The organism is Acuticoccus sp., from assembly GCF_965213555.1.
Classification (GTDB): Bacteria; Pseudomonadota; Alphaproteobacteria; order Rhizobiales; family Amorphaceae; genus Acuticoccus.
In genome coordinates this window covers 2,439,764-2,463,371 of record NZ_OZ243890.1, presented here as the reverse complement: position 1 = coordinate 2,463,371, position 23,608 = coordinate 2,439,764, and the positions used below count along the sequence as shown (strand labels likewise).

Here is a 23,608-nt window from a genome sequence, read left to right as displayed (position 1 = left end):
TACGAGGAGCAGCCGCGGGTCTGTTCGGACTACGTCAACGATCCACGCTCAGCGATCGTCGATGGGCTGTCGACGATGGTGGTCAACGGCACGCAGGTGAAGGTCTACGCCTGGTACGACAACGAGTGGGGCTACGCCCGGCGCCGCAGGACGTGCGGGACAGGGGCCTCGTCCCCGTCCGCCTCCAGGCGGAAGCGCGCCGACGTCCGCCATCGGCAGGCGGCGGCGAGCGCGCCGACGTCTCCGCCCCGCTCCAGACGAACGTCGCCATCGCCCCGCCGATCAGGATTTCGGGGTCTCGGGAGGGTCGGTCGCCGATGCGCCTCCATGAAGCCGAGGCAGGCGAAGACCTGGCCCGGATTGGCAAGGTCCACGGGGATCTCACTGACCGCCATCGGGCGCCTCCCGTGCCTCGCATCGCCCTTCCGCCGACGAGCATCGTGACGCTGGCGGTCTTGTCCCGCTTGGCGATCTCCGCTGCGACCCTGCGCGCCAGATCGCGGCTCGATAGGGACAGCGACGCGGGCCGGCGCCGAACCGCAAAGTGCCATTGCCTGCTGCGCGATCGTCTTCCCATCCGGCTTGGATGGCTCGCGGATGGCCGGGCGCTTGCTGGCATTCACCCGAGCCTGGACGACGGGGTGCCTGCCATCGTCCGCATCCAGCGTGAAATCGGGTGTGTTCGTGCCCGTCGCCGACAGCGTCGTCAGTTTGACCCCGTTGTCACCGGTCATAACCTCGAGCGTGCGCAGGAGTGCCTCGAAGAGTGCCGCGAGATGTGCCTCATCCAGGACGAGAAGCGTATCCATCCCGAGGAGCCCGGCGTGGAACGAGCGCATTGCGCGGCTCACGCCGTAGCCCGAAAAGAGGAGCCGGGAGCCGATCATGTCGACGGTACCGACGACGACGGCCGGATGCCCCGGGTCGGCGAGCCATTCCCTGTTGTCGGCAAGGTTGCCGCGTAGGGTCGAGATGGGGGGGACATCTGCCGACGGCGTCAAAGGCGTTTCGACAAGACGCTCGGCTTCTCGCGTGGCCGGGTCGACCACGGTGCGACGGTCGACGACGTAGACGAGGCGTCGGGGGAGCGGCGCCCGGTGGTTCAGCGACCAGATCGCTACCACACTCGTCTTCCCGAGGCCGGTCGGCAGGTCGATCGACTTCGGTCGCCGGCCGGCGCAGAAGCGCTCGTAGAGCCGCCGTTGCCATGGCAGCGGCTCATGACCCGTCAGGCGGAGGAAGGCTTGACCAAACGACAGGGCGCGGTGGTCCCGCGACGTGATCCCTGGCACTACGCCGATGGATCGACAGCGATCAGCGGTGACGCCCAGGTCCTAAATGGAGTTGTCTGCACGCAAGGGTTGGTCCTAGCTGGCAAGCTGTTCGATGCAGCCGGCAGCAACTCTCGAGCGGGCGCGCTTTGTTCAGACCAATCGTTGTGAAGGTGTGAAACCGGCCGTCGGAGGTGGGTGTAAACCTTCGCTTCAGCAAGCTGCGCCGCTGTGGCGCCCCGTCGAAGCACCAGGAGTGCTTCATCAGCGACCCCACCGTCGAACTCATTGGTGCCGGCTGAGGGACTCGAACCCCCGACCCCCTGATTACAAATCAGGTGCTCTACCAACTGAGCTAAGCCGGCGTGCGATTTGTGCAACGTTATCGTGCCCTCGCACGGCACCGTCAACGTTGCCCGTTGCACGGGACGGCGCGTTGCGACAGGGTCAGCCCGCCGCGGGAGCGTCGTCGGAGGGATCATGCGGGCGTTCGTCACCTTTTTCGCGTGCGTCCTCCTTGCTACGGGCAGCGCGTCCGTCGTCCATGCAGCGGACCTCGGCTTCGATCACTACACCGGAAAGCCCTACGGCGCGCCGCGCCACTTCGGCCGGTACGAGCCGTGGTCGGTGCGCGAGGAGCGCCCGCCCCGCAAGGGCTACTGGTACTTCACGCAGCCGGTGACGCCGACGGTCAACTTCCTTCTGCCGCTGAACCGACGCCCGACGGTCAAGCCCTACACGCCCGCCTGGTACGCGTACTGCGAGGCGCGCTGGGACACGTTCAACCCGCGCACGGGGACCGTCGTCACGCCGAACGGCGTGCGGATGTGCTTCTGACGCACGCCAGCCGGCTCATCGGGTGAGGAGCCGCGCCTGCGCGGTGTAAAGGGTGATCGCCGCGGCGTTCGATACGTTGAGCGACGCGAGGGCGCCCGGAGCCTCGATGGCGGCAACGACGTCGCATGCCTCGCGCACCCCCGGACGCACGCCCTTGCCCTCCGCGCCGAGCACGAACGCCCAGCGCGCGGAGGGCGTGAGGGCGTCGAGCGGCACATCGGCCTCGCTGTCGAGCGCAGCGGTGGCGTAGCCCGCCTCGCGCAGCTCGCCCAGGGCACGCGACAGGTTGGTCACCACCGCGATGGGCACCAGGTCGAGGGCGCCGGACGCCGACTTGGCGAGCGCCCCGCCCTCGGAGGCGCTGTGACGGCGGGTGAGGACGACGCCGTCGGCGCGGAACGCGGCCGCCGAGCGCAGGATCGCTCCGACGTTGTGCGGATCGGTGACGTGGTCGAGGCACAGGACGAGGCGCCCGTCCGCGAGCGCGTCGAGCTCCACCGTCGGCAGCGGCGACACGTGGATCGCCGCTCCCTGGTGCACCACGTCCCCGAGCAATCGGTTCAGCACGCGCACGTCCACCTTCTCAGCGACCACGCCGCGCGGCAGGGGCTCCAGCCGCCGTAGCGCGTTCGTGGTCGCGATGAAGCGATGCACCTCTCGGCGCGGGTTGGCGAGCGCCGTGCGGACCGCGTGCAGGCCGAACAGCCAGTAGGGCTCGTCCTCGTCCGCTCGTGCCATGGCGCGGCCCCAAGCCTCCCGTCGTTGACATTGGTCCGACCACGGCCTACCACGCCGCCTCGCGCGGGAGGGGTGCCCGAGTGGCTAAAGGGGGCGGACTGTAAATCCGCTGGCTATGCCTACGTTGGTTCGAATCCAACCCCCTCCACCAGCTGAGACCATCGCGGTGGGGCTAGTCGAGGATGTAGCCGACGCCGTGCACCGTCCGAATGGCGTTCGGCCTGGTGAGGGCCAGCTTCTTGCGCAGGCCGGACACGTAGACGTCGATCCTGCGGTCGAGCGGGTCGCGCAGGCCAGGACCGACAACCTCACGGTAGAGCGTGTCCCGGGACAGGACGCGGCCGCGACCGTGGAACAAGCACAGCAGCGTGCGGAACTCGGCGTCCGAGACGACGGCTCGGCCGCCGCTTTCGTGGAACACGGCGCGGCGCTGCTCGTCGATGGACCACGGCCCGATGTTGGCGCGCTTGTCGTCGCGTGACCGCGTCAGCTCGCGGATGGTGCGCAGCCGCGTGGCGTGACGCCGCAGCCGTACGGCGAGCTCCCGTGGGTGGAACGGCTTCGCAAGGTAGTCGTCCGCGCCAACCTCGAGGCCGATGATCCGGTCGGTGTCGTCGGCCCGTGCCGACAGGATGATGGTCCCGACAAGGGGATCGAGGGACAATCGCTTGACGAGGTCGAGCCCGTTGCCGTCTCGCAGCGTAAGGTCGAGCAACGCGATGATGACGTCGCTCGCGCGCAGGACGTCCTCCGCGGCGGCCACCCCGCTGGCACCGACGACGCTGAAGCCTTCGCGAGCGACGATCCCCTCGACCAGAGTGCGCGCGTTGACGTCGTCGTCGACGACCAGCACGAGCTCTCCCGCGGCGGGTCCATCAGTCCCCTCGCTGTGCCGCTCCCCGTCCATGCGTTCCACTCCGCCGTCGCGTCCCAGCTTCGACGCTGCGCCCGCGGGCCGAGGTGCCACGGCAGCGGCGCCGCAGGTCGTTGCAGCGCTTCGGCGACGCGCGAGCCAGCCCCTCCAACTTGGCGGAAGTTGTCCGATCCTCCAACAACTTTCTGCAACCTTAGGAGGAATAGCCGGGCCCTGAACGTCGATCGTGTGTTCACGACTGGACCTGTCGTCCGCCGCGCTCGCCGAGTCCGGGACGAGCGCCGCCATCGCGGTGGTGCAGACGGAGATCGTTTCCGTCCCTCACCCCGGAGGCGCGACATCGGCTTCAACATCGGTTTGGATGCGGTCGAGGTGGCAGGAACGACCGATGGCGACGCCTTACACGAGGCGGACTGGCAGATCCTCCATTGCGGCCGGCACAGCAGGCAGACGAACACCTGCGTGTAGATCGCGTCGAACCGCTGCCGTCCGGCCGAACCGCACGTTCCCTGCAGCGACGCGAGCCGCGACCGGACACGCGGTTCTGCCCGCACCTTACGGCTTGAGCGATGTCCGACGGACGCAGATCCGACGGCTGGCCCGTCTCTGGGGGGGCCGTCGGTGCGCCGGTCAGGCCGTCGCGCTCACCAGGCGCGGGAACCGCATCGTGTTGCTCGGCGTCGACACGGGAAGCTCGCGGTCGGTGATGGCGGGCTCCGCATAGTCAACGAGCCGCGCCAGCGCCTCGGGGTCCGGCAGCATGAGCATGCGCTGCTGCGTCTGCACGAAGCCGTCGCGTCGAAGCTGCATGAGCGTGCGGTTGACGTGGACGATGCTCAGGCCCAGCGCATCGCTGAGCACCTGCTGGGTCACCGGCATGTGGAAGGACGTGGCGTCCGCGAGGGAGACGAGGGACAGGCGGAAGCGCAGGTCGAGGAGAAGCAGCGCCAGGCGCTCGTAGGCGGACTGGCGGGCGAGGCGGCTGACGCTGGACAGCATCGCCACGTCGTCCATGGCTAAGCTGCTGCGCACGGCCGCGCAGACGGGATCGTTGAACGGCGACCTCATCACGTGCTCGCGCAACGCGCCGATGTCGACGATGGTCGCGTCGGTGAGGCACTCGATGTTGCACGGCACCACCGGGTTCGAGTGCCATGCGAGGTTGATGACGTCCCCGGGCAGGACGAAGCCGAGGACTTGACGGCGCCCGTCGCTCAGGATGCGCGTGCGCAGCAGCCACCCCGACACCACCGCGAAGGCCCGCCGCGTCCGCGAGCCCTGGTGGCAGATCTCACTGCCGCCGCGTCGAACCTCGAGGAGGGTCTGCATCGCTTCGATGTCGTCGACCGTGTCTCCGTCGCATTCGGAGAGCGCACACAGGCGGCGCGTCAGCGGCTTATGAGAGTCGACCACGTTACATCCCCCGATGCGGCAACCCGGGGCGTTCAACGAGAGGTGCAGCGCAACGTTTTGCCTGCGCGTCCCCGATGCGTCCAACGCCCGTACCGTAAAGCGTTGATTGACGATAAGGTTCAAGTATCGTTTCGGCCAGACCGCAAACTGCATGGCAGAAACACGCGTACCGTGGCCGCCCGACACCAAACTTGAGGTGTGTTGCTGACCAAGCCACCGCTTAAGTTCAGATGTTGTGCGGCGGCCGCTCGTTCTTTATGCAGCGGCACCGTTCTTAGGCGTTCCTGCTGCGAGCCGCAGATCAGGTCCTTAAGCCACCGATCAGCTTGCGTGACACCGTGCGGCCGACGTTCTGAAACGGCTTCTCGACGAGGCGATGGCTGAGCGCCGACATTGCAACGGTGATGGGTAGGCACACGATCCCGAGGGCGACGTTCGCGGCGACCGCGGAGAATGGGTCGAGCTCCTGTGGGAGGTACGGCGCAACGGCGTAGGCAACGGCAAACAGCACGCCGAAGTGGATGAGGTAGACGCTGTAGGACACCTTCCCCAGGAACGCGAACACGCGGGTGTTGAGCAGGCGCTTACCGATGCCGCAGTAGACCGCGCACACGAGGACGGCAGCCGCACCGCTGATGAGGAGCACGCGGGCCGGCTCCACGTGGACCCACGGCCGGTAAAGCCGCTCGGCTGCTGCGGCGAAGCCGATCGCCGCCACCACGACGGTCACGACCGCGAACGGTCCGACACGCTCCATCAGCGCCTCGACGCGCGGAGCGACGAGCGGGATGAGCGCCCCGAGGTAGAACGAGATCAGGAACACGTGGAAGCGGACCGGCTCGAGGTTGGCGAACGCGAGTGCCGACAGGGCGACCAACATCGCAGCGACGATGGCGGGCGATCCGCGCAGGACGTAGAGCAGCGGAAACACCAGGGAGGCGAGGATCTCGATGCGGATCGTCCAGGTGGGCGAGTTGAGGCTGTTCGACCAGCCGATCGCGTTGAGCACCAGCTCGCCGAGCCCGGGCTCGTGACGATAGTACGCCTGCATCCAATCCGTGCCGGTGCTGAGCGGCTCGCGTGCTGCGATCATCAGGTGCGCCACGACCGCCAGCAGGGCGACGAACGCGAGCAGCGGCATGATGCGGAACAGGCGGCGGACGTAGTACCCGACCAAGCCACGTCCGCTGACCGCGCCGGCACGGTCGAGGGAGAGCGTCAGCACGGTGCCGCTGAGGACGAAGAACAGGATGACCGCGTTCGGTCCGTTAAACACCGCCATCAGCGCGTGCAGCGCGAAGAGCGCGGGGTCGGACACGTCCATCGGTGTACGGTGCGGCTCACCGTGCAGGCCGACTTGGAAGACGAGCATCGCGTGGTACAGCACCACCAACGACGCCGCGATGCCTCGCAGGCTCTCAAGTCCGACGGAGAAGCCGGCTGGCCGCGCACCAGCGATCTCGCCGTGCGCCTGTCCGCCGGATCGTGTCGCCGTCGGGGTCACATATGGATGATCCAACGCACTACTCCCCGCCGGCACCGAAGGTCAGTCGATCAGGCGCTACCGTGGCATCCGGGAAGGTGCGTTTACATTTGATGGCTTGGTTAGGCTTTTGTAAATTGATCTAAAACACATGTAGCTCGTTATTCATTGATATTACTATAGCGATGGTCGCTGTGGGCGGTCGATCGCGACCGCTGCGGCTCAACGGCGCCGCCGTCGCCCGATCTCGCCTTGGTCGCTCACGGCTGTAGCTTGCCCTCGCCCGTCTGGTTCGGTGGCGAGTCGGTGATTCTGCAAATCAGTCATCATGTTGCGTGACGTTTGCGTCTCGTGTAAACCAATACACAGAAGCGCCACACATGTGAAGGTGGCGAAGGGTTTCGGTCGTTCACCGCCGATTGCGGGTTGGGCGATGGCAGGGACAGTCTCGGGCAACGCTGCAATGGCAAGCCTCTGCAAGTGGTGGATATGGCAGTGAAGACGGTGACGATCGGCCTCAATGAGGTCGAGGCCATGGCGCTCTCCGGCAGCTACCTCGTCGAGGCACGCAGCGAGGCGTCGGGCGATGCCAACGTGGCGGCCAAGGGCGGCAGTGGAGCAGGCGTCGCAAAGGGCACGTTCAGCGGCTCCGCCGGGACCTACTTCCTGGACATCGGCTACTTCAACGAGTCCGATGGCGCCTCCCCGTACACGCTGGCGATCAACGGCACGGTGGTCGAGAGCTGGACGGGGCTCGGCGGTGCCGGTGCCTCCGGCACGCTGATGACGCGACGGATCGGCGTCTTTCTCGAGGACGGGGACGTGATTGCTCTAACCGGACGGAAGGAGTCCGGGGAGTACGCACGCCTCGATAGCCTCACCATCGTGCCGGACGATGGCAGCGGCCCCGCACTGCCGACGATCGCGCTCGGCACCATCGAGGCGGAGGACCTCGACCTTGGCGGAGACTACGTCGTCGAGGCGCGATCGGGCGCCTCCGGCGGGGCCAACATCAAGTCGACGGGGGTCGGCAGCGCCCGCGGGCGCTACGAGGGCGACGACGGCGCATTCAACCTCGTCGTCTCCTACTTCGACGAGAACGACGGGCAATCGAGCTACTCGCTGTCGGTGAACGGCACGGTGGTCGACACCTGGGCCGGCCGCGGTGGATCGGGGGGCGCGGGCGTCCTTACCACGCGCACCATCGCCCTCGACCTTGCCGACGGCGACGTCGTCTCCCTCACCGGCTCCAAGAACGCCGGCGAGTTCGCGCGCATCGACAGCCTGACCTTGGAGGAGCGGGGCACGACACCGCCCCCTCCGCCGCCTGGGCGCATCGCCCTGGGCCTCAACGAGGCCGAGGCGCTCGACCTGTCAGGGGCCTACGCGGTGGAGTCCCGCGCCGAGGCGTCCGGCGGGGCGAACATCAAGGCGTCCGGGACGGGGACGGCGAGCGGGGTCTACGACGGTGCCGACGGCGCGTTCGACCTCGTGGTGTCGTACTTCAACGAGAGCGACGGCGCCTCCGACTACCGCCTCTCCATCAACGGCACCGTGGTCGCGACGTGGAGCGGCGTCGGCGGCTCCGGCGGCGCCGGCGTGCTCACGACCCGCACCGTCCCGGTGACCCTCAAGGACGGCGACACCATCGCGATCACCGGCTCCAAGGACGCCGGCGAGTTCGCGCGGGTCGACAGCCTGACCTTGAAGGCGCGCAGCGACGCACCGCCGCCGGAGCCCGGCCGCCTCGCGGTCGGCCTCAACGAGGCGGAGGACCTCGACCTTGCGGGGGGCTACGTCGTCGAGCCGCGCGCCGAGGCGTCCGGCGGCGAGAACATCAAGACCACCACCAGCGGCACGGCCTCCGGCGTGTTCGAGGGCGCGGCAGGGACCCACCGGATCGACGTCTCCTACTTCAACGAAGGCGATGGGGCTGCCGTCTACACGCTGGCGGTCAACGGCACGGCGATCGACAGCTGGAGCGGCGTCGGAGGGTCGGGTTCGGCGGGGGTCCTCGTCGGCCATGCGACGTTCGACGTCGACCTCGCGCCGGGCGACGTCGTCACGCTGAGCGGCACGCGCCGGGACGGTGAGTTCGCCCGCGTCGACACCATCACGCTGACGCCGACGGATGCGACGCCGGACTTCGACCCCAGGGACTTCGACGTGTTCGCCTTCCTCGGGCAGTCGAACGCGGAGCGGCACTTCTCGCGCGCGTCCGGCGACACGAGCCCGGGGCCCCTCGGGAGCCAAGTCTTCGCGGACACCATCGCCGCCGAGACCGGCGTCACCCCCACGGTGATCGAGGCCGCGCGCGGCGGCTCCGGCTCGAACCCGCTCGCCGACCCCCGCTCGTTCTGGTGGAACCTCGAGACGGACCGGCCCGGACAGCCGCTCCTCGAGGCGGTGTCGGCGATCCGGGCGACCCTCGACGCCGGCGCGGACCTCGACGCCATCATCTGGGCGCAGGGCGAGGACGACGCGCGCGCCATCTTGAACGACTTCTCCAACGGGGCGGAGATCGTAGATGCCATGGAGGCGGCGACGCTCAAGGTCTTCCAGTACCTGTGGGCGCGGTTCGACGACGTGCCGATCTTCATCCAAGAGCTCGGTACGTTCCCGGAGGGCCCGGGCACCTGGCTCGGCGACCCCGTGGGCGCCATCGACGCGGTCCGCGACGGGCAGGACGACCTGATCGCCGCCGACGGCAGGGTCTACCTCGGTGCGTCGACGGCGGGGCTGCCGGACTTCGACACGATCCACTTCAACGTTGAGACGTACGGGATCATCGCTGAACGATTGGCTCAATCGGTCGTTGACGTTCTTAGTGACGGCGGTATGGGTCTTGCCTGACCGCGGAGCGCCATGAACATCCTCTTCGCCACTCAGCACCCGCACATTCCGCAGATCGCCGGTGGCGCGCAGTCGAGCGTGCACGAGCTCGTGCCGGAGTTCCTCGCGCACGGGCATCGGGCGGCGATGCTGGCGGGGCTGACGACGCGGGGCGTCCTCGGGTTCAAAAGCCGGGTGCGCCTCAAGCTCGGCCGGTCGCTCAGCGTCGTCGACGACGGTCTCGGCTACCGCGTGCACCGCGCCTGGGATCCGGTGCAGGCCGTCGACGAGGTGGTGCGGCGCGTGCGCCCCGACGTGGCCGTCATGCAGTCCGGACACCCCGTGCCGCTGGCCCGAGCGTTCGAGCGCGCCGGGGTGCCCTGCGTGATCTACCTGCGCAACGTCGAGCTCGACGACCTCGGCGGCGATCCGAGCACGCTGCTCGGAACCCGCTTCGTCGCGAACTCGCACTTCACCGCCGCACGGTACCGCGAGCTGTTCGGTCTCTCCTCCACGATCGTCTACCCGCTGGTTCGCGCCGAGGCTTACCGGACCGAGACGAGCCGCGAGAGCGTGGTGTTCGTCAACCCGCACCCCTTGAAGGGCCTCAACGTCGCGCTCGGTCTCGCCAGGGCCTGCCCGGACATCCCGTTCCACTTCGTCGAGGCGTGGACGTTCGACGGCGACGCCCGCGAAAGGCTCCTCGCGCAGGTCGCCGCGCTGCCCAACGTCACGCTGATGCCACGCACCCGCGACATGCTCACGGTCTACGAACGCGCCAAGGTGGTCCTGGCGCCGAGCCAGTGGGAGGAGGCGTTCGGGCGGATCGCCGCGGAGGCGCACTGCAGCGCGATCCCCGTGCTCGCGTCGCGCATCGGTGGCCTGCCTGAGGCCGTCGGGCCCGGCGGACAGCTCGTCCCTCCGGATGCCCCGATCTCCGATTGGGCGTCGGCGCTCAAGGCCATGTGGCACGACGAGGCAAACTACGCCCGGCTCACGCAGGCGGCACAAAGGCACGCCGAGCGTCCGGCGCTCGACCGTGCGCAGCAGGTCGCGACGCTGCTCGACATCTTCCAACAGGCCATTGCCGGGATCCCGGCGCGCGACGACCGCGCCTCCCAGGCCGCGTAGCCCCGTTGTGCGGATCCTGTGCGTCACCGCGCATCCGCACGTGCCCCAGATCGCCGGCGGTTCGCAGTCGAGCACCCACGAGCTGGCGCAAAAGCTCATCGAGCGCGGGCATGAGGTGTCGGTCCTCGCCGGCATCTACCACAAGGACCTCGTGGGGTACCGGACGCGACTTCGCCTCAGGCTGTTCGGGCGCGGCTTCGTCCGCGACACGCTGCCCGGCTACCCCACGTACCGCCGTTGGTTCGTCTGGGACGACCCGGCCGATGTGCTGAAGGCGGTGCGGCCGAACGTGGTGCTCGTCACCTCGGGCTACCCGTTCCGCACGGCGAAGGCGTTCGCGGCGGCCGGCACGCCGCTCGCGGTCTACCTGCGCGACGTCGAGTTCCACAAGCTCGGCGGCGACCCCCGCGACCTGCCGGACGACACGGTCTACCTCGCCAACTCGGAGTTCACCGGAGCCAAGTACCGTGACGTGTTCGGCATCGACCCGATCGCCGTGCCGCCCTTCGTGCTGGCCTCCAAGTACGCGGCCGACACGGTCGACCCGCGGAACGTCACCTTCATCAACCCGCACCCCCTCAAGGGCCGCGACATCGCGTTCGACGTCGCCGAGCGCTGCCCCGACATCCCGTTCGTCTTCGTGGAGGCTTGGCCCCTCGACGCTGAGCAGCAGCGCATCAACGCCGCCCGGCAGAAGGCAGCCCCGAACGTGACGATCGCCCCACGCACCCGCGACATGCGGTCGGTGTACGCGAAGGCACGTGTGCTCCTCGTCCCGAGCCAGTGGGAGGAGGCTTGGGGCCGCATCGCCTCCGAGGCGCACTGCAGCGGGGTTCCTGTGGTGGCCTCCGCGCACGGTGGGCTCGTGGAGTCCGTCGGCGAGGGCGGCGTGCTCATCGCTCCGGACGCGCCCATCGACGACTGGGTCGCCGCGGTCCGCCGACTGTGGGACGATGACACCTACCACGCGGCGATGAGCAAGGCGGCGCGGCGGTACGCCGAGCGCCCCGAACTCCAGGAGGAGCGCCAGATCGGCAACGTCGTCGACGCCCTGACCCGAGCGGTCGAGCGGTACAGCACCGCGGCCGGTCGACCCGCCGTCGCCTCCGCCTAGGAGCTGGCGGCACGAGAGGTCGGCGGCCGCCACCCGACCATAAACACCACCGCGCCAGCGACCACGTCGGGTCCTAAGGTTGGTTGCGCGGCCGCGATCCCCTCATCAGCGTGTGAGGCGGCCGACGAGGCGAGGCGCTCCAACGGTCGGCACCGCGTCGCACCGGCGGGCTTGCCATGCGCTCCTGACCGACCGTGCTGCGCTGCCGTGGCGAACGCGCATCGGCGACCGACCGCACGCACCTCAGCGCGAGCGCGTGCGGTCCGTCGACAGCGAGCGCTTCGCGATCCTGATCACCGTGTCGCCGACGAGACGGCGCACGAGGAGCTTCGCGGACCGGACGTTGGTCAGCGGCGTCTTCGCCAGCACGAAGCGCCGCGGCAGCGTGGCGACCTGCTGGCGCAGGGCGATCGGATCATGCTGGCCCGGCCGCAGAAGGTTGAAGCAGCAGGTGCACAGCACCGGCTTGCCGGAGGCGGCGACGATCTCGAGCGACTGGTGGTGCTCGCTCTCGACGAACAGCAGCGCCCTGCTCCTGGCGTAGACCTGCCCCTTGTAGCTGCCGTGGGCGCGCGAGCGGCGACGGGTCTCCATGTCCGGCAGGTCGAGCATGACGAGCTTGCCGTACTCGACGCCCCACTCCTTCAGCCAAGCCTCGGTGAGGGCACGGTACTTCTCGAGGCGGCTGGTGACGAGCGTGCCGACCGGGCGCGTCGGGATCGCGAGCGGCCGCGCCTCGCGGAGGAAGCGCTCGTAGTTCAGCCCGTCGTCGTTCTCGTCGGCGGTGGGGTCGTGGCAGAGCACGCCGTCGATGTCCATGCACGCGTCGGCGAGGATCGCGTGGTGCATCACGTTCCACTGGAAGAAGCGCGGCTGCCCCACCGCCTCGAGGACGTGGTCGGCGTCCTTGTGGTCCGTCCCGTTGCCGAACACCGCGACGAAGGTGACGTCGTCGCCGTGGCCGGCCTCTTCCACCTGGCGGCGTGCCTCGCGCATGGCGGTGCCGTGGAAGATGCTGTCGTCGATGACAACGACCCGCCGTCGCTCGCCAGGAGCTCGCACCCGCTCGGCCCGACGGCGCGTCTTGCCGACCGCGAGCACGCGACCCTCGCAGTACCCGTCGAGGTCGGCGAGGGGCGCGTTGATGGTGAGGCTCATCAGGGTCGCAGCGAGCAGACCGCTCCGCGGCACGCCGACGACGAGGTCGATGTCACGGGGCAGCCGCCACATGCCGGCTTGGATGGCAGCATTCATGTCGGCGATGGATCGGTACTGCATGGGCTCAGCTCTACCTCGACACAAACAAACCGTATCGGCCCAACCGAAGACGCGGAGAAACGTTGCTGAGAGCCGCGGCGACCATCGTTCGCTTGGAAGGCCAGAGCAAGAGAACGGATCCGTAGGCTAGGTAGCACGTGAAGGTGAGGCCCGCGAGCGTCAGGAACGAGGACGGTGGTTCGGTCGACCTGAGCAACAACAGCATCCCCGCCGACGCGCCGAGGGCGATGACGTGCGGCAGGACACAGGGCAGGAAGTCCCTGAGCCGCACGGGGCCCACCTTCAGCGCAATGGTGCACGCCAGCGGGAACCTGATGAACGTGTCGGCGATGGCGTACGCGCGCGCGACGCCCACCGCGCCGTCGCTGACGCCGATCGCGAACGCCGTCAGGATGATCACACACTGCGCCGCGCCGAGCGTCAGGTAGTCCTTGCCGCGGCCTTGGCTGAGGAACAGCCACGACAGGGTCGTCCCCATTCCCTGCTGTAAGCCCGCGATGCCGAGCCACGCGAAGATCGGCGCGGCGGCGAGCCAGTCCGGACCGAGCAGGACGAGGAACACCATGTCGGCGTAGAGCACGGCGACGAGGACGGCCGGTTGGATGAGCGCGAGGAGCCCCGTGAGGCAGGTGAGGTAGCCGGACCGGTAGCGCTCACCATCGTCCAGCGTGCGCGAGAGGTAGGGCACCATCACGCGGCTGAGCGGGTTGCCGACCTGCTGCAGCGGAAACAGGAGGAGCTTGTACGCCCTGTCGTAGAGCCCGAGCTCGACCACCCCGTGGATGCGACCGATCAACAGGTTGTCCGCGTTCCGCGACAGGAAGTTGAACACGTTGAACGCGGACACGCTGGAGCCGAAGCCCACGAGGGCGTTGAACTGGCCGGCGAAGTCCACCCGCCCAGGGCGATAGCCGCTGACGATTAGCGCGGCCGTCGTGCTCGTCAGGCCCGAGGCGAGCATGGAGGCGAAGAGGGCCCAGTGGCTGCGCGTCGCGAGCGCCACGGCGACGCCGACCGCGAACCCGACGAGGACCGCGGTCACGTCGATGAGCGCCATGCGGCCGAAGTGCATACGGCGGGCAAGGAGCGCCATGGGCTGGGACTGCGTGCTCCAGACGACGACGAGCCCGCCGAACGCCATGGCGAGCGGCACGACCCGCGGCTCGTCGAAGAATGCCGCGAGCGCCGGACCCGAGACCGCGAGCAGCGTGCCGAGCGCGGAGCTCAACGCGAAGGTGATCCAGAACAGGCCGTTGACCTGCCCCTGCGTAATGTTCGGCCGTTGGATGGTCGACTGGTTGAGGCCGAGGTCCTGGACGAGGCCGATCAGCGCGACCGCCGGGGCGACGAGCGCGACCAGTCCGAAGTCCTCCGGGCTGAGCAGGCGCGCGAGGACGATGCCGGAGGTGAAGGAAACCACGATGCGGCACGCCTGCGCCGCGCCGGTGACGGCGATGCCCGCTGCGGGCGTCATGGTGCGAAGGAAGGCGGGCGCGGCGCGGTCCGGCCGAGGCGTGCCGCCGGGTCGAGGCGCGAGATCATCGAGGCGTCGCGAGGCTCCCGTCGCGGGTGATGTCGGCAACGTTCGGCCAAGGTCACGGCGGCGAAGCCGGTCGAGCCGTCCGTCAAGCTGTGCGTGGACGCATCCGTCCCCCCGCCCGTCATCGATCGCAAACGTCGTCGGGTGCCACGCGGTCGAGGCCTCGGCCATTCGTCGGATGCCCCATCGAACACCCGGCTAAGGAGTACATCCTAACATAGAATCTCAGGTTGGTCTGCCACTCAAAGATGGCGCCTCGCCGCGCCGTCGCGGTGGTGGTTCGCGAGCCAGTCGCGGAACGAACGCTGCCGGGACGGAGGGGCGTAGCCTTCGGCCGGAGCTGCTGACGATGGACCAGGAGATGTTCGCCGGAGTGGTGCGCCGGCGGGGACGCAAGATGGGCCGCGCCGTCAGTCGGCCTGGGGTGCGGCGAACGCGGTGGACGACAGCGGCCCCGCACCGAGGCGCTGCCGCGCCAGCTCCGAAACCGCGCCGGACGCATCAAGGTCCGGCGGCTCGACGAGAAGCACGTCGCCGGCCCTCAGCTGCGCCTCGAGGTCGACGACCTCCGTCGTCGTCCCAACCTCGGTGGTGCGGGTGACCTTGTAGACCGGTGAACCGGTGTCCCGCCCCTCGTTGAGCGCCTCGATCGTCGTGCCGAACCGAGCCGCCTCGGCGAACAGCGATTCGGCGGTCTCCAGCTGCACCGCGATGGAGTTGAGCTCGGTGCGGGTGTTCTGCAGCTCGGTGATGATGGCGACCCTGCGATCGCCGATGAGGTCGAGGCGGTCGCGCTCGGCTTCGCTGATTTGCTGCTCGGCGGTGAGGATCGTCGTTTCGAGCTCCAAGAGCCGCGCCTCGAGTTCGGCGAGCTCCCGGCTCACGTCGTTCGCCGCGCTGCGCCGCGACAGGCCGCGCTCCACGAGCTGCTCGACGCTCGCCTGCTCTTCGCGGGTCGACGACAACAGCTCCTCACGCAGTGCCACCTCCTCGCGCAGCTTCTCGATGCGCTGCTCGAGGAGCGCCTTGAGTTCCTCGATGGCGGCGAGCGAGGAGTTGAAGTCGTCGCGGCGCGCGATGAGGATCTCGCGCTCCACCTCGAGAAGCTGATCGGCAAGCTCGACGTCGGCGAGCTCGGCAGGGGTCGCGACGACGTCCTCCCCCGCAAGCTCGGCCTCGAGCCGCGCGAGCCTCGCGAGCTCGCGCCAGCGCTCCACCTTGAGGAGCCGGTGATCGCCGAGGGCGCGCGTGGCATCGCGCTCGGTGCGCGAGAACAGCGTCTGCTCGCGCGGCGGTCCACCGGCGAGCGCCACCGCCTGGAACACCCTGAGGCCAGGGCGGAACTCGTACTCGCCGGGCGACTCGACCGCGCCGACCACGAAGAACGGGGCATGCTTGACGATGTTCAGCGACACGTAGAGCCCGTCCGCAATGCCGAGCTCGCGGCTTAGGCGCCGCGCCACCTCGCGCGCCAGCGCTCCACGGGTCATGCTCGCGGCGTCGACGGCGCCGATGAGGGGCAGGCCGACGCTGCCGTCACCGCCGATGCGGTGCTCTCCGGTGAGCCACTCGACCCCGACGAGCTCGCCGGTGCTCGGGTCCCACCGCGCCACGCTGAGGGCCAGCGTGTCGAACGGGCTGAGCATGTAGCCATCGAGGCCGTCGCCCGCACCGGCCTGCGCCGGCTCGACCGCCCCGGCGCGCGGCGTCGTCCCTTGGGCGAGCGCCGGAGCGAGGACGACCGGGGGGAGCAAGGCCACGGAGACGGCCAACACGGTGAAGACGCGACGGCAGAGCGCCGCACGGCCTCGGGGTCGCTGGCTGTCCGACCGGCTCCATGACGTCATTCAATACGCTCCACGCGCCCGCATCACCGCGGGGATCGTCTTCGTCACGATCATGATATCACGACCGAGCGACCACGTCTCAGCATAGGTGGTGTTGAGCAGGACCTTCGCCTCGTAGGTCGAGTCGTTGCGCCCACTGATCTGCCACGGGCCGGTCAGACCCGGACGGACCGCCAAGTAACGCTCGCGGTGCGCGCCGTATTGCTCGAGCTCGGTGGGCTCCACTGGGCGCGGCCCGACGACGCTCATGTCGCCGCGCACGATGTTGATGAGCTGCGGCAGCTCGTCGATGCTCGACTTGCGCAGGAAGCGGCCGAGCCAAGTGACCCTCGGGTCGTTCTTCAGCTTGTGCGTCTCGGCCCACTCTTGGGCCGCCCCGGGGTCCCGCTCGAGGAGCTCGCGCAGCGCGACGTCGGCGTTGACCACCATCGTGCGCAGCTTCATGCACGAGAACGTCCTGCCGCCACGGCCGACCCGGTCATGGCAGAAGAACGCGGGCCCACCGTCCTGGAGGCGGATCGCGAGCGCCGCGAGCGCGATGAACGGCGAGGCCACGATGAGTGCGGCGCCGCCGACCACGACGTCGAAGCCGCGCTTTACGCCACCCCCGACAACCGGGTCCGCCTCAGCCTTCGCGCGTCGCAACCGAATCGTTGCGATGGCGGCCGGCAGCCGAGTAATACGCAGTGCTCCTCGCATCCGCGCAACCGGAGCCCGGGACAACCGCACCGCGGCCGCGTGTGAACGACGCACCGGCACGCCGATGGCAGTCGTCAGGTCCGACACTGGGTCGCGCCCCTCGCCAGCCATCGAGCCGATGGTTTCCATGCTCTTCATCTGAACCAGTCCATGTCCTCAGGCTGCCGGCCGCTTCGCTCAGACCGCGGACGATCGGCCCACAGCCCAGCTGTAGGGGTCACGGATCGGCAGCTATTGCGTGACCATGTCACCCAGGCGACGAGGCCGCGCTGTATCAATCGTTAAGTCTCTGGCGACATCGTGGCAGTTTTTTGCGAACACGATGGAACCATAACAACTTATACGTTTGGTGACGGTCGACAAGAAACCTTAGACGTTCTACGCGCGGTTCACTCAGCGTTCATGACGCCGCCAACAAGTCTTCGCTCTTGTCAGACCTGACCCGACAAGAACGCAGAGCTCGGCCTGTTGATGCGCACCGAGCAGCCCCGAGCACGGATCGACGACGACGCCATCCGGGCTCCGTAAGCCGGTTGTCGAGCAGAGCGTGGACCCGACCGAAGAGGTCGTTTAGAATTATTGTTGAAATAACGAGAGGTTAATCACGTCGGTCATCAACGGAGGCGTTGAAGCACCGAGTCTTGTCCATTGGATGACAACGCGGATGACCTCGGCCAACCCGCCGAGGTCAGCAGCAACACGTTCAGGCCTTGTTCAAGATGACGCCGGCGAGCTTGCCCTGCCACTGGCTCGCCTCCGCGACGTCGCGTACTTCGCTGGCGCTGGCGTGGCGACGGCGGTTCACGATGACCGCGGTCGCGACGTGGGGCGCCAGCGCTGCCGCCTCGCGACCGATGCTCGCCGCGACGCCGTCGAAGATGATGTAGTCAAAGCTTGCCCGGTAGCGCTTGATCTCGGCCGTGATCCCCTCGGTCCCAGCCTGCACGATGCCCGCGAACGGACGCGCCTTCGGCGACAACGGCAGGACGTACCACGGATCGGCCCCGACCTGCGGAAGCTCGTCGACCTCGGGCCTACGCTCGCCTTCGACGTTGGAGGCAAGGTCCATGGAGGCGTCGGGCCGCAGGATGCGCGTCGCCGCGAAGCTGTGCGGGTCGGCGTCGATGAGCAGCGTCCTGAACCCGTGTTCGGCCAGCATCGAAGCGAGGTAGATGGACAGCGTCGTCTTGCCCTCGTTCGGGCGCGCCGACAGGAACGCCACCGTCCGGCCACCCTGCCGCGGGTTGTGCTCGTCGATGGCGAGCTTGACGGACCGCAACGCAGCCGAAAGCTCCGCCGGAGGCCGGTGCTGCGGCGGCTTCCTGCTGCGCCGACGCAGCGGCACGAGGCTCGGCGAGGACGCCTTCGGGCGCAGCCTGCTGCGCGGCACCACCGCGACCAGCGGCTGGCCGATCATCTGGCGCACGTCCTCCTTGGTCTCCAGCGCGTCACGGCGCACCTCGCGCAACGCTCCGAGCCCCGCGCCGAACACGAGGCCGAGGAACACCCCGATCGCGAGCGAACGCGACTTCGACGGGCTGCTCTCGCCCTTGGGCAGGTTCGCCTCGGTGATGACGCGAGCCGCGACGAGGGGCACCGACTGCTGCTGCACCGCCTTCTCGAGCCGCGTCAGCGCGTCCTGGTACATCTCCGAGAACGTCGTGTTGGTCTGCTCGAGCTGACGTAGGCGCGACAAGGTCTCCTCGCCGGCGGTCGAGTTCGTCATCGCCGCGGTGAGGCCTTCCCGCAGGGCCACGACGCGGCTGTTCGCAGCGTCGTAGGCGTTCTTCGCGGCGACCACCTGGCGTCCGAGCTCCTCCCGGATCATCGCCTCGGTCTGCACGAGCTCCCGGTCGAGCCGGAGCGCCTCCGGGTGGTCCGTGCCGAACTCCTCGACGATGGTCCGCCTGCGCCGCAGCGCGCCGAGGTAGGCGCCCTTGAGCTCCTCGACCGCCGCCGATGCGCGACCCTCGCCGGACGGGGTCAAGGCAGCGAGCGCCTCGTCCGCCCCGTCGTCGAGCACGGCGTTGGCCTGCGACCACACCGAGCCCGCGCGGGCCGCCTCCGCCTCAGCGAGGATGAGCTGGCTCATCACCTCGGAGAGCTGCTGCTCGGACAACAGGCGGCTGCCGACGGAGATGAGGTCGTTCACGCGGCGGAAGCGCTCGAGCTCGCGCGTCGCGTCGACGCTCGCCTGTCGACGGGTGTCGACGCGCCCGCGAAGCCAGCGCACCGCGCTCTCGGCCGCGCTCGCGTTCGCCTCGAGTTGGAAGGCGAGGTAGGAGGCGGTGTAGGCCTGCGCGATCTCCGCTGCGAGCGTCGGGCTCGGCGCCTCGTAGGAGAGCTGCAGCACGTAGCTGCGGCCGACGCGCTCGACGACGAGGTTGCGCCGCAGCGTCTCGGCGAGGGCGCGCCTCGGGTCGAGCGGCGCCTCGGCCGCCGCCTCCGCCGCGACGTCCGGCTCGGCCGACATCGCGTCGATGACGCCGCCGACGAAGCCGCGCGCCGTGCCGATGACGGCTGCGATCAACGTCGGCTCGGTGTCGAGGGCCTCGGCGCGCTCGGTGAGGTTCGTGCGATCCACCACGCGCAACGCGAGCTCGTGACTCTTCAGGATCTCCACCTCGCTCTGCACCGACGCGTCGCCGAGCGCGGCGCTCGGCAGCGACGAGACGAGGTCGAGGAGCTCGGCGCGCTCCTCGTCGAGCAGGACCGTCGCCGAGGACGTGTAGAGCGGCTGCGCGGTGACGACGTAGGCGACCGCCAGCGCAATGCCGACGATGACGCACAGGGCCACGAGCCAAGCCTGCCGCCTCACCATGCGCAGCACGAGGCCGAGGTCGAGGTACTCGCCGGTGCCGCCGTTCCTCCCCCGCGCCTCGGCCGCCGACCAACCGACGTAGCCCGGAGGGACGGACGCCGGCAGGGGAGCCCCGGCCCAGGGCTCGTGAGGATCGCGAACAATCGTCATTCGGTGTCTCCCCGCGCCGTGGCTTGCGGCGCCGCCGCAAGCACCGTCCCGTCGAACAAGGTCCTGGGCCGGCGATCCCTGGACGATGCGTGGCGCCCATCCCACTTCGCGCGCCCGAGGTCGACCACGACGCTCGGACCATGCGCTGGATGGGCGGCGAGGTAGGCCGCCGCCCGCGCCATCCCGCCGTGCCGCTTCGCGTCGAGGAACGCGCGCAGGTGGTAGCGCCGCGCGGTGTTGGCCCGGTGGGCGAGGACCGCCACCCGCTCGCAGCCGGCGAGCCGGTGGTCGCCGAGCAGCGCCGTGTCCACCTGGCACAGCCGCGCGAGGTCGGCCGTGCGGTGGGTGCCGCTGAGCGACCCCGCCCGCTCCACCGCGTGGTAGCCCACGGCATCCACGAGCTTGTAGCGCGCCCCGGCGAGGAGCGCGCGGGTGTAGAGGTCGTAGTCCTCGCCGAGGCGCATGTCTGGCGCGTAGGCGAGGCCCGCGCGCTCGAGGAACTCACGGCGCATCAGGGGGTGCAGGAAGCCCAGCTCGCGGCGCCCGCGCCCGCGCCGGGTCATGTTGCCGCGCACGAACCCCTCGAGGTCGAGGGTCGTCACCGCGGCGGGACGCGCCATCGGTGGGAGCGCCGCGTCGGTGAGGTCCTCCTCACGCACGAACGCGATGTTGTCGGCGATGAGGTCCCAATCCGGCACGCACAGAAGCTGCGAGAGCCGGCCCGGCGCGAAGCGGTCGTCGGCGTCGAGGATGGCGATGACCGGCTCGTCGGAGCGCGCGATCGCCGCGTTGCGGGCTGCCGCAGGGCCGCCGTTCGCGCAGAGCACGTGGACCGTGAGGCGCCCCGTTCCGTCGTCGGCCGCGCGTGCAGCTTCGGCGGTGCCATCGCTCGAGGCGTCGTCGACGACGATGACCCGCGTCGCCTCGGGCTGCATCAGCGCCGAGCGCACCGCGCGGGCGACCGTCCCCTCAGCGTTGTAGGCTGGGACGATCACGCAGGTGCGGCGCGCTTCGGACGGCGCGACGGGTGCGGCTGGCGTCATACGTTCGAACTAGCCACGGCCGACAAGCACCGCCATGTCCCTCGGCTCCCTCGGCCGCGCTGGGCGACCGAACCATGCCACGTCCTCGTCACGCTGGAGGCTGTCGGCAAGGCGGGCGCTTCCGTCATACCTTGGCACATCCTCAGACAGGTTACCGCCACGGACCACAGTCGCCATAACAAAAGTTGAATGATCCCGGCGGGTTGTTGCACCGCACGTTGCTTGCCCATGCGGCAGGGTCGAGCAGGCTGTCAAATGTTGATGCACGGCCAAGCCGGCGCCGCCATATAGTTGGCACTCCTCAGACGACACGAGCCCCGACCACACGCCAGGGGCGACCCCTCGACGAACGACGAACACTTGGGGCACGACCCTTGCGGATTGCATATTTAGTACATGACCTCGGCGACCCTGCCGTGGCGCGACGCGTCGACATGCTGCGGATTGGTGGCGCGAATGTGGCACTGCTGGGCTTTTACCGTGGCGCATCCCCGCCGGCAACCGTTGCTGGCGTCCGCCCCATCGCCCTCGACCGCACCGCCGACGCCGCGTTCACCCAACGCGCGATGGCCGTCGCAAGCGCCCGCGCCTCGGCGGGGCGGCTGTCGCGCACGCTCGGCCCGGTCGACGCCATCGTCGCCCGCAACCTCGAGACGATGCCGCTCGCCCAGGCGCTGAAGGCGCGCGACCCCTCCTCCCCGCCGTTGACCTACGAGGTCCTCGACGTCCACCGCCTTCTGCTCGGGCGCTCCGGCCGGGCGCGGGTGCTGCGCACCGTCGAGGGTCGGCTCGCCGCCGCTGCGGACCTCCTCTTGGTGAGCTCGCCGGCCTTCGTGGAGGAGTACTTCGACCCGACGTCGGCGGTGCGGCTGCCGACGCTCCTCGTCGAGAACAAGGTGCTGAACGCGCCCGAGCCGCTCGCCGCGCCGCGGGCTGCCGGGCCGCCATGGCGCATCGGGGTGTTCGGCGCGCTGCGCTGCGCGCGCTCCCTCGAGCTCCTCGGCACCCTCGCCTCCGCCCTCGACGGACGCGTCGAGGTCGTCATTCGCGGACGCCCGTCGTCCGCGGTGTTCGACGACTTCGAGGACACGGTGGCACGATGGCCGCACGCGACCTACCACGGGCCCTATGCGAACCCGGACGACCTTCCGGCGATCTATCACGACGTGCACTTCGTATGGGCGATCGACTACTTCGAGGCGGGCGGCAACTCGGAGTGGCTGCTGCCCAACCGGCTCTACGAGGCCGGCGCCTACCGCGCGGTTCCGCTGGCGCGGCGCGGGACGCAGACGGCGAGGGCGCTCGAGGCCTGGGGCTTCGGCATGGTGTTCGGCGACGACCTCCAAGAGGAACTCGTCCGCACGTTCTCGACGCTCCACGAGGCGCGCTACCGGGCGGAGGGCGACCGGGTCGCAACCATCCCGCGCACCACCTTCGTCGCCACCGACGCGGACTGCCGGGCTCTTGTCGAGCGGCTCGCGACTGCGGGCGGCGGGCAGGCGATGGCGAGGGCGTCATGACCGCGCCGCTCGTCGTCATGCGCGCGAAGGCGATCCTCGTCGTCATCCCCACGCTCAACGAGGCGGCGCACATCTCGGGGCTGCTGAAGCAGATCCTGACCAACGCGAAGGACCTGCCCCTGCGCATCGTCGTCGCCGACGGCGGCAGCGAGGACGGGACGCTCGAGCAGGTGGAGGCGATCGCCCGACAGGAGGCGAGGGTCGACCTCATGCACAACCCGCAGCGCATCCAGAGCGCCGGGATCAACCGCGCCGTCGAGCTCTACGGGGAGGAGGCCGACCTCCTGATCCGCATCGACGCGCACAGCGTCTACCCCGCGGACTACTGCCGTCAGCTGGTGCGCGAGGCCGAGGCAACGGGGGCCGACTCCGTCGTGGTCGGGATGCGCACGGTGGGGCTCGGCTGCTTCCAGCGCGCGGTGGCCGCGGCGCAGAACGCGCGGCTCGGCAACGGCGGCTCGAGCCACCGGAGGGACGCGTCCGCGGCCTACGTCGATCACGGGCACCACGCGCTGATGCGCATGGCGGCGTTCCGCCGGCTCGGCGGGTACGACGAGACCTTCACGCACAACGAGGACGCCGAGTTCGACGCGCGGCTCACCGCGAGCGGGGGGCGCCTCTGGCTGACCGACAAGGTTCGACCGATCTACTTCCCGCGCTCGACGGCGGGTGAGCTCTTCCGCCAGTACCGGCGCTACGGCCGTGGCCGCGCACGCACGCATGTCAAACACCGCAAGCCGTTGAAGCTGCGCCAGATCATCCTCGTCATGGTCGCGCCGTCCTCCCTTGCAGCCGTCGTGGCGCCGCTGGCGATCGCGCTCGGCCTGCCCTGGCTCGGTGCGCTGATGGCACTCCCTGCGCTCCTGTGGCTCGCCGCCTCGCTCGGCTACGGCGCGGTCCTCGGCCTCGTGCAGCACGAGCCTTGCGTGCTCCTGTCCGGCCCGGCCGCCGTCGTCATGCACTTCGCGTGGTCGCTGGGGTTCGTCGAGGGCCTGTTCGGGATCGGCCGCCGTTGAT

Annotated in this window: 17 protein-coding genes and 2 tRNA genes; 7 read left to right on the top strand and 12 right to left on the bottom strand. The window is 69.4% G+C overall.

Annotated features, from left to right (window positions below; all coding sequences use genetic code 11):
• Positions 1–131: 131 nt before the first annotated feature.
• Entirely contained in the window at positions 132–1,292 is a 1,161-nt protein-coding gene (locus ACOOE8_RS11660; protein ID WP_420391638.1) for a DEAD/DEAH box helicase family protein, read from the bottom strand.
• A gap of 268 nt (positions 1,293–1,560) precedes the next feature.
• Positions 1,561–1,636: transfer RNA gene (locus ACOOE8_RS11655), tRNA-Thr, on the bottom strand.
• 115 nt (positions 1,637–1,751) lie between these two features.
• On the opposite strand from ACOOE8_RS11655, the gene ACOOE8_RS11650 reads away from it, so the two are divergent.
• On the top strand, positions 1,752–2,108 hold the full coding sequence (locus ACOOE8_RS11650; RefSeq protein WP_420391637.1) for a hypothetical protein: 357 nt from the start codon (positions 1,752–1,754) through the stop codon (positions 2,106–2,108).
• Positions 2,109–2,123: 15 nt separating this feature from the next.
• Here ACOOE8_RS11650 and ACOOE8_RS11645 read toward each other — a convergent pair whose 3' ends face one another.
• Complete coding sequence (locus tag ACOOE8_RS11645) at positions 2,124–2,846, bottom strand: TrmH family RNA methyltransferase (protein WP_420391636.1); 723 nt, start codon at positions 2,844–2,846, stop codon at positions 2,124–2,126.
• A 66-nt stretch (positions 2,847–2,912) separates the two neighbouring features.
• Here ACOOE8_RS11645 and ACOOE8_RS11640 point away from each other — a divergent pair.
• Positions 2,913–2,997: transfer RNA gene (locus tag ACOOE8_RS11640), tRNA-Tyr, on the top strand.
• A 21-nt stretch (positions 2,998–3,018) separates the two neighbouring features.
• Here the strand turns inward: ACOOE8_RS11640 and ACOOE8_RS11635 are convergent.
• The 3 genes from ACOOE8_RS11635 to ACOOE8_RS11625 form a co-directional block, all read right to left on the bottom strand.
• Positions 3,019–3,753, bottom strand: coding sequence for a response regulator transcription factor (locus ACOOE8_RS11635; RefSeq protein ID WP_420391635.1), 735 nt, complete (start codon positions 3,751–3,753; stop codon positions 3,019–3,021).
• Positions 3,754–4,350: 597 nt separating this feature from the next.
• The gene (locus tag ACOOE8_RS11630) at positions 4,351–5,256 is read right to left on the bottom strand and encodes a Crp/Fnr family transcriptional regulator (protein WP_420391634.1); all 906 of its coding nucleotides are present in this window, start codon (positions 5,254–5,256) and stop codon (positions 4,351–4,353) included.
• 178 nt (positions 5,257–5,434) lie between these two features.
• A complete protein-coding gene (locus ACOOE8_RS11625; protein ID WP_420391633.1) occupies positions 5,435–6,637 on the bottom strand; it encodes an acyltransferase family protein in 1,203 nt (400 codons plus the stop codon).
• A 474-nt stretch (positions 6,638–7,111) separates the two neighbouring features.
• Between ACOOE8_RS11625 and ACOOE8_RS11620 the strand changes: the two genes are divergently transcribed.
• The 3 genes from ACOOE8_RS11620 to ACOOE8_RS11610 are packed head-to-tail and all read left to right on the top strand — an operon-like array spanning position 7,112 to position 11,693.
• Positions 7,112–9,469 (top strand): hypothetical protein, encoded by a 2,358-nt coding sequence (locus ACOOE8_RS11620; protein WP_420391632.1) that lies wholly within the window; start codon positions 7,112–7,114, stop codon positions 9,467–9,469.
• Positions 9,470–9,481: 12 nt separating this feature from the next.
• On the top strand, positions 9,482–10,579 hold the full coding sequence (locus ACOOE8_RS11615; RefSeq protein ID WP_420391631.1) for a glycosyltransferase: 1,098 nt from the start codon (positions 9,482–9,484) through the stop codon (positions 10,577–10,579).
• Between the two features lie 40 nt (positions 10,580–10,619).
• Entirely contained in the window at positions 10,620–11,693 is a 1,074-nt protein-coding gene (locus ACOOE8_RS11610; protein WP_420391630.1) for a glycosyltransferase, read from the top strand.
• Positions 11,694–11,936: 243 nt separating this feature from the next.
• Here the strand turns inward: ACOOE8_RS11610 and ACOOE8_RS11605 are convergent, their stop codons facing one another.
• The 6 genes from ACOOE8_RS11605 to ACOOE8_RS11580 form a co-directional block, all read right to left on the bottom strand.
• Positions 11,937–12,971 (bottom strand): phosphoribosyltransferase, encoded by a 1,035-nt coding sequence (locus ACOOE8_RS11605; protein WP_420391629.1) that lies wholly within the window; start codon positions 12,969–12,971, stop codon positions 11,937–11,939.
• Positions 12,972–12,981: 10 nt separating this feature from the next.
• Positions 12,982–14,445: a lipopolysaccharide biosynthesis protein gene (locus ACOOE8_RS11600; protein WP_420391628.1), complete on the bottom strand. Its 1,464-nt coding sequence runs from the start codon at positions 14,443–14,445 to the stop codon at positions 12,982–12,984.
• A gap of 476 nt (positions 14,446–14,921) precedes the next feature.
• Positions 14,922–16,271, bottom strand: a complete 1,350-nt coding sequence (locus tag ACOOE8_RS11595; RefSeq protein ID WP_420391627.1) for an SLBB domain-containing protein — start codon at positions 16,269–16,271, stop codon at positions 14,922–14,924.
• An 87-nt stretch (positions 16,272–16,358) separates the two neighbouring features.
• Positions 16,359–17,195: a sugar transferase gene (locus ACOOE8_RS11590; RefSeq protein WP_420391626.1), complete on the bottom strand. Its 837-nt coding sequence runs from the start codon at positions 17,193–17,195 to the stop codon at positions 16,359–16,361.
• A gap of 565 nt (positions 17,196–17,760) precedes the next feature.
• Positions 17,761–20,028 (bottom strand): Wzz/FepE/Etk N-terminal domain-containing protein, encoded by a 2,268-nt coding sequence (locus ACOOE8_RS11585; RefSeq protein WP_420391625.1) that lies wholly within the window; start codon positions 20,026–20,028, stop codon positions 17,761–17,763.
• Positions 20,025–21,023, bottom strand: a complete 999-nt coding sequence (locus ACOOE8_RS11580) for a glycosyltransferase family 2 protein (RefSeq protein WP_420391624.1) — start codon at positions 21,021–21,023, stop codon at positions 20,025–20,027. The genes ACOOE8_RS11585 and ACOOE8_RS11580 overlap by 4 nt, the downstream gene beginning before the upstream one ends.
• 506 nt (positions 21,024–21,529) lie before the next feature.
• Here ACOOE8_RS11580 and ACOOE8_RS11575 point away from each other — a divergent pair.
• Both ACOOE8_RS11575 and ACOOE8_RS11570 read left to right on the top strand, forming a co-directional pair.
• Positions 21,530–22,591, top strand: a complete 1,062-nt coding sequence (locus tag ACOOE8_RS11575; RefSeq protein WP_420391623.1) for a glycosyl transferase family 1 — start codon at positions 21,530–21,532, stop codon at positions 22,589–22,591.
• The gene (locus tag ACOOE8_RS11570) at positions 22,588–23,607 is read left to right on the top strand and encodes a glycosyltransferase family 2 protein (RefSeq protein WP_420391622.1); all 1,020 of its coding nucleotides are present in this window, start codon (positions 22,588–22,590) and stop codon (positions 23,605–23,607) included. Before ACOOE8_RS11575 ends, ACOOE8_RS11570 begins: the two co-directional genes overlap by 4 nt.
• Position 23,608: the final 1 nt, after the last annotated feature.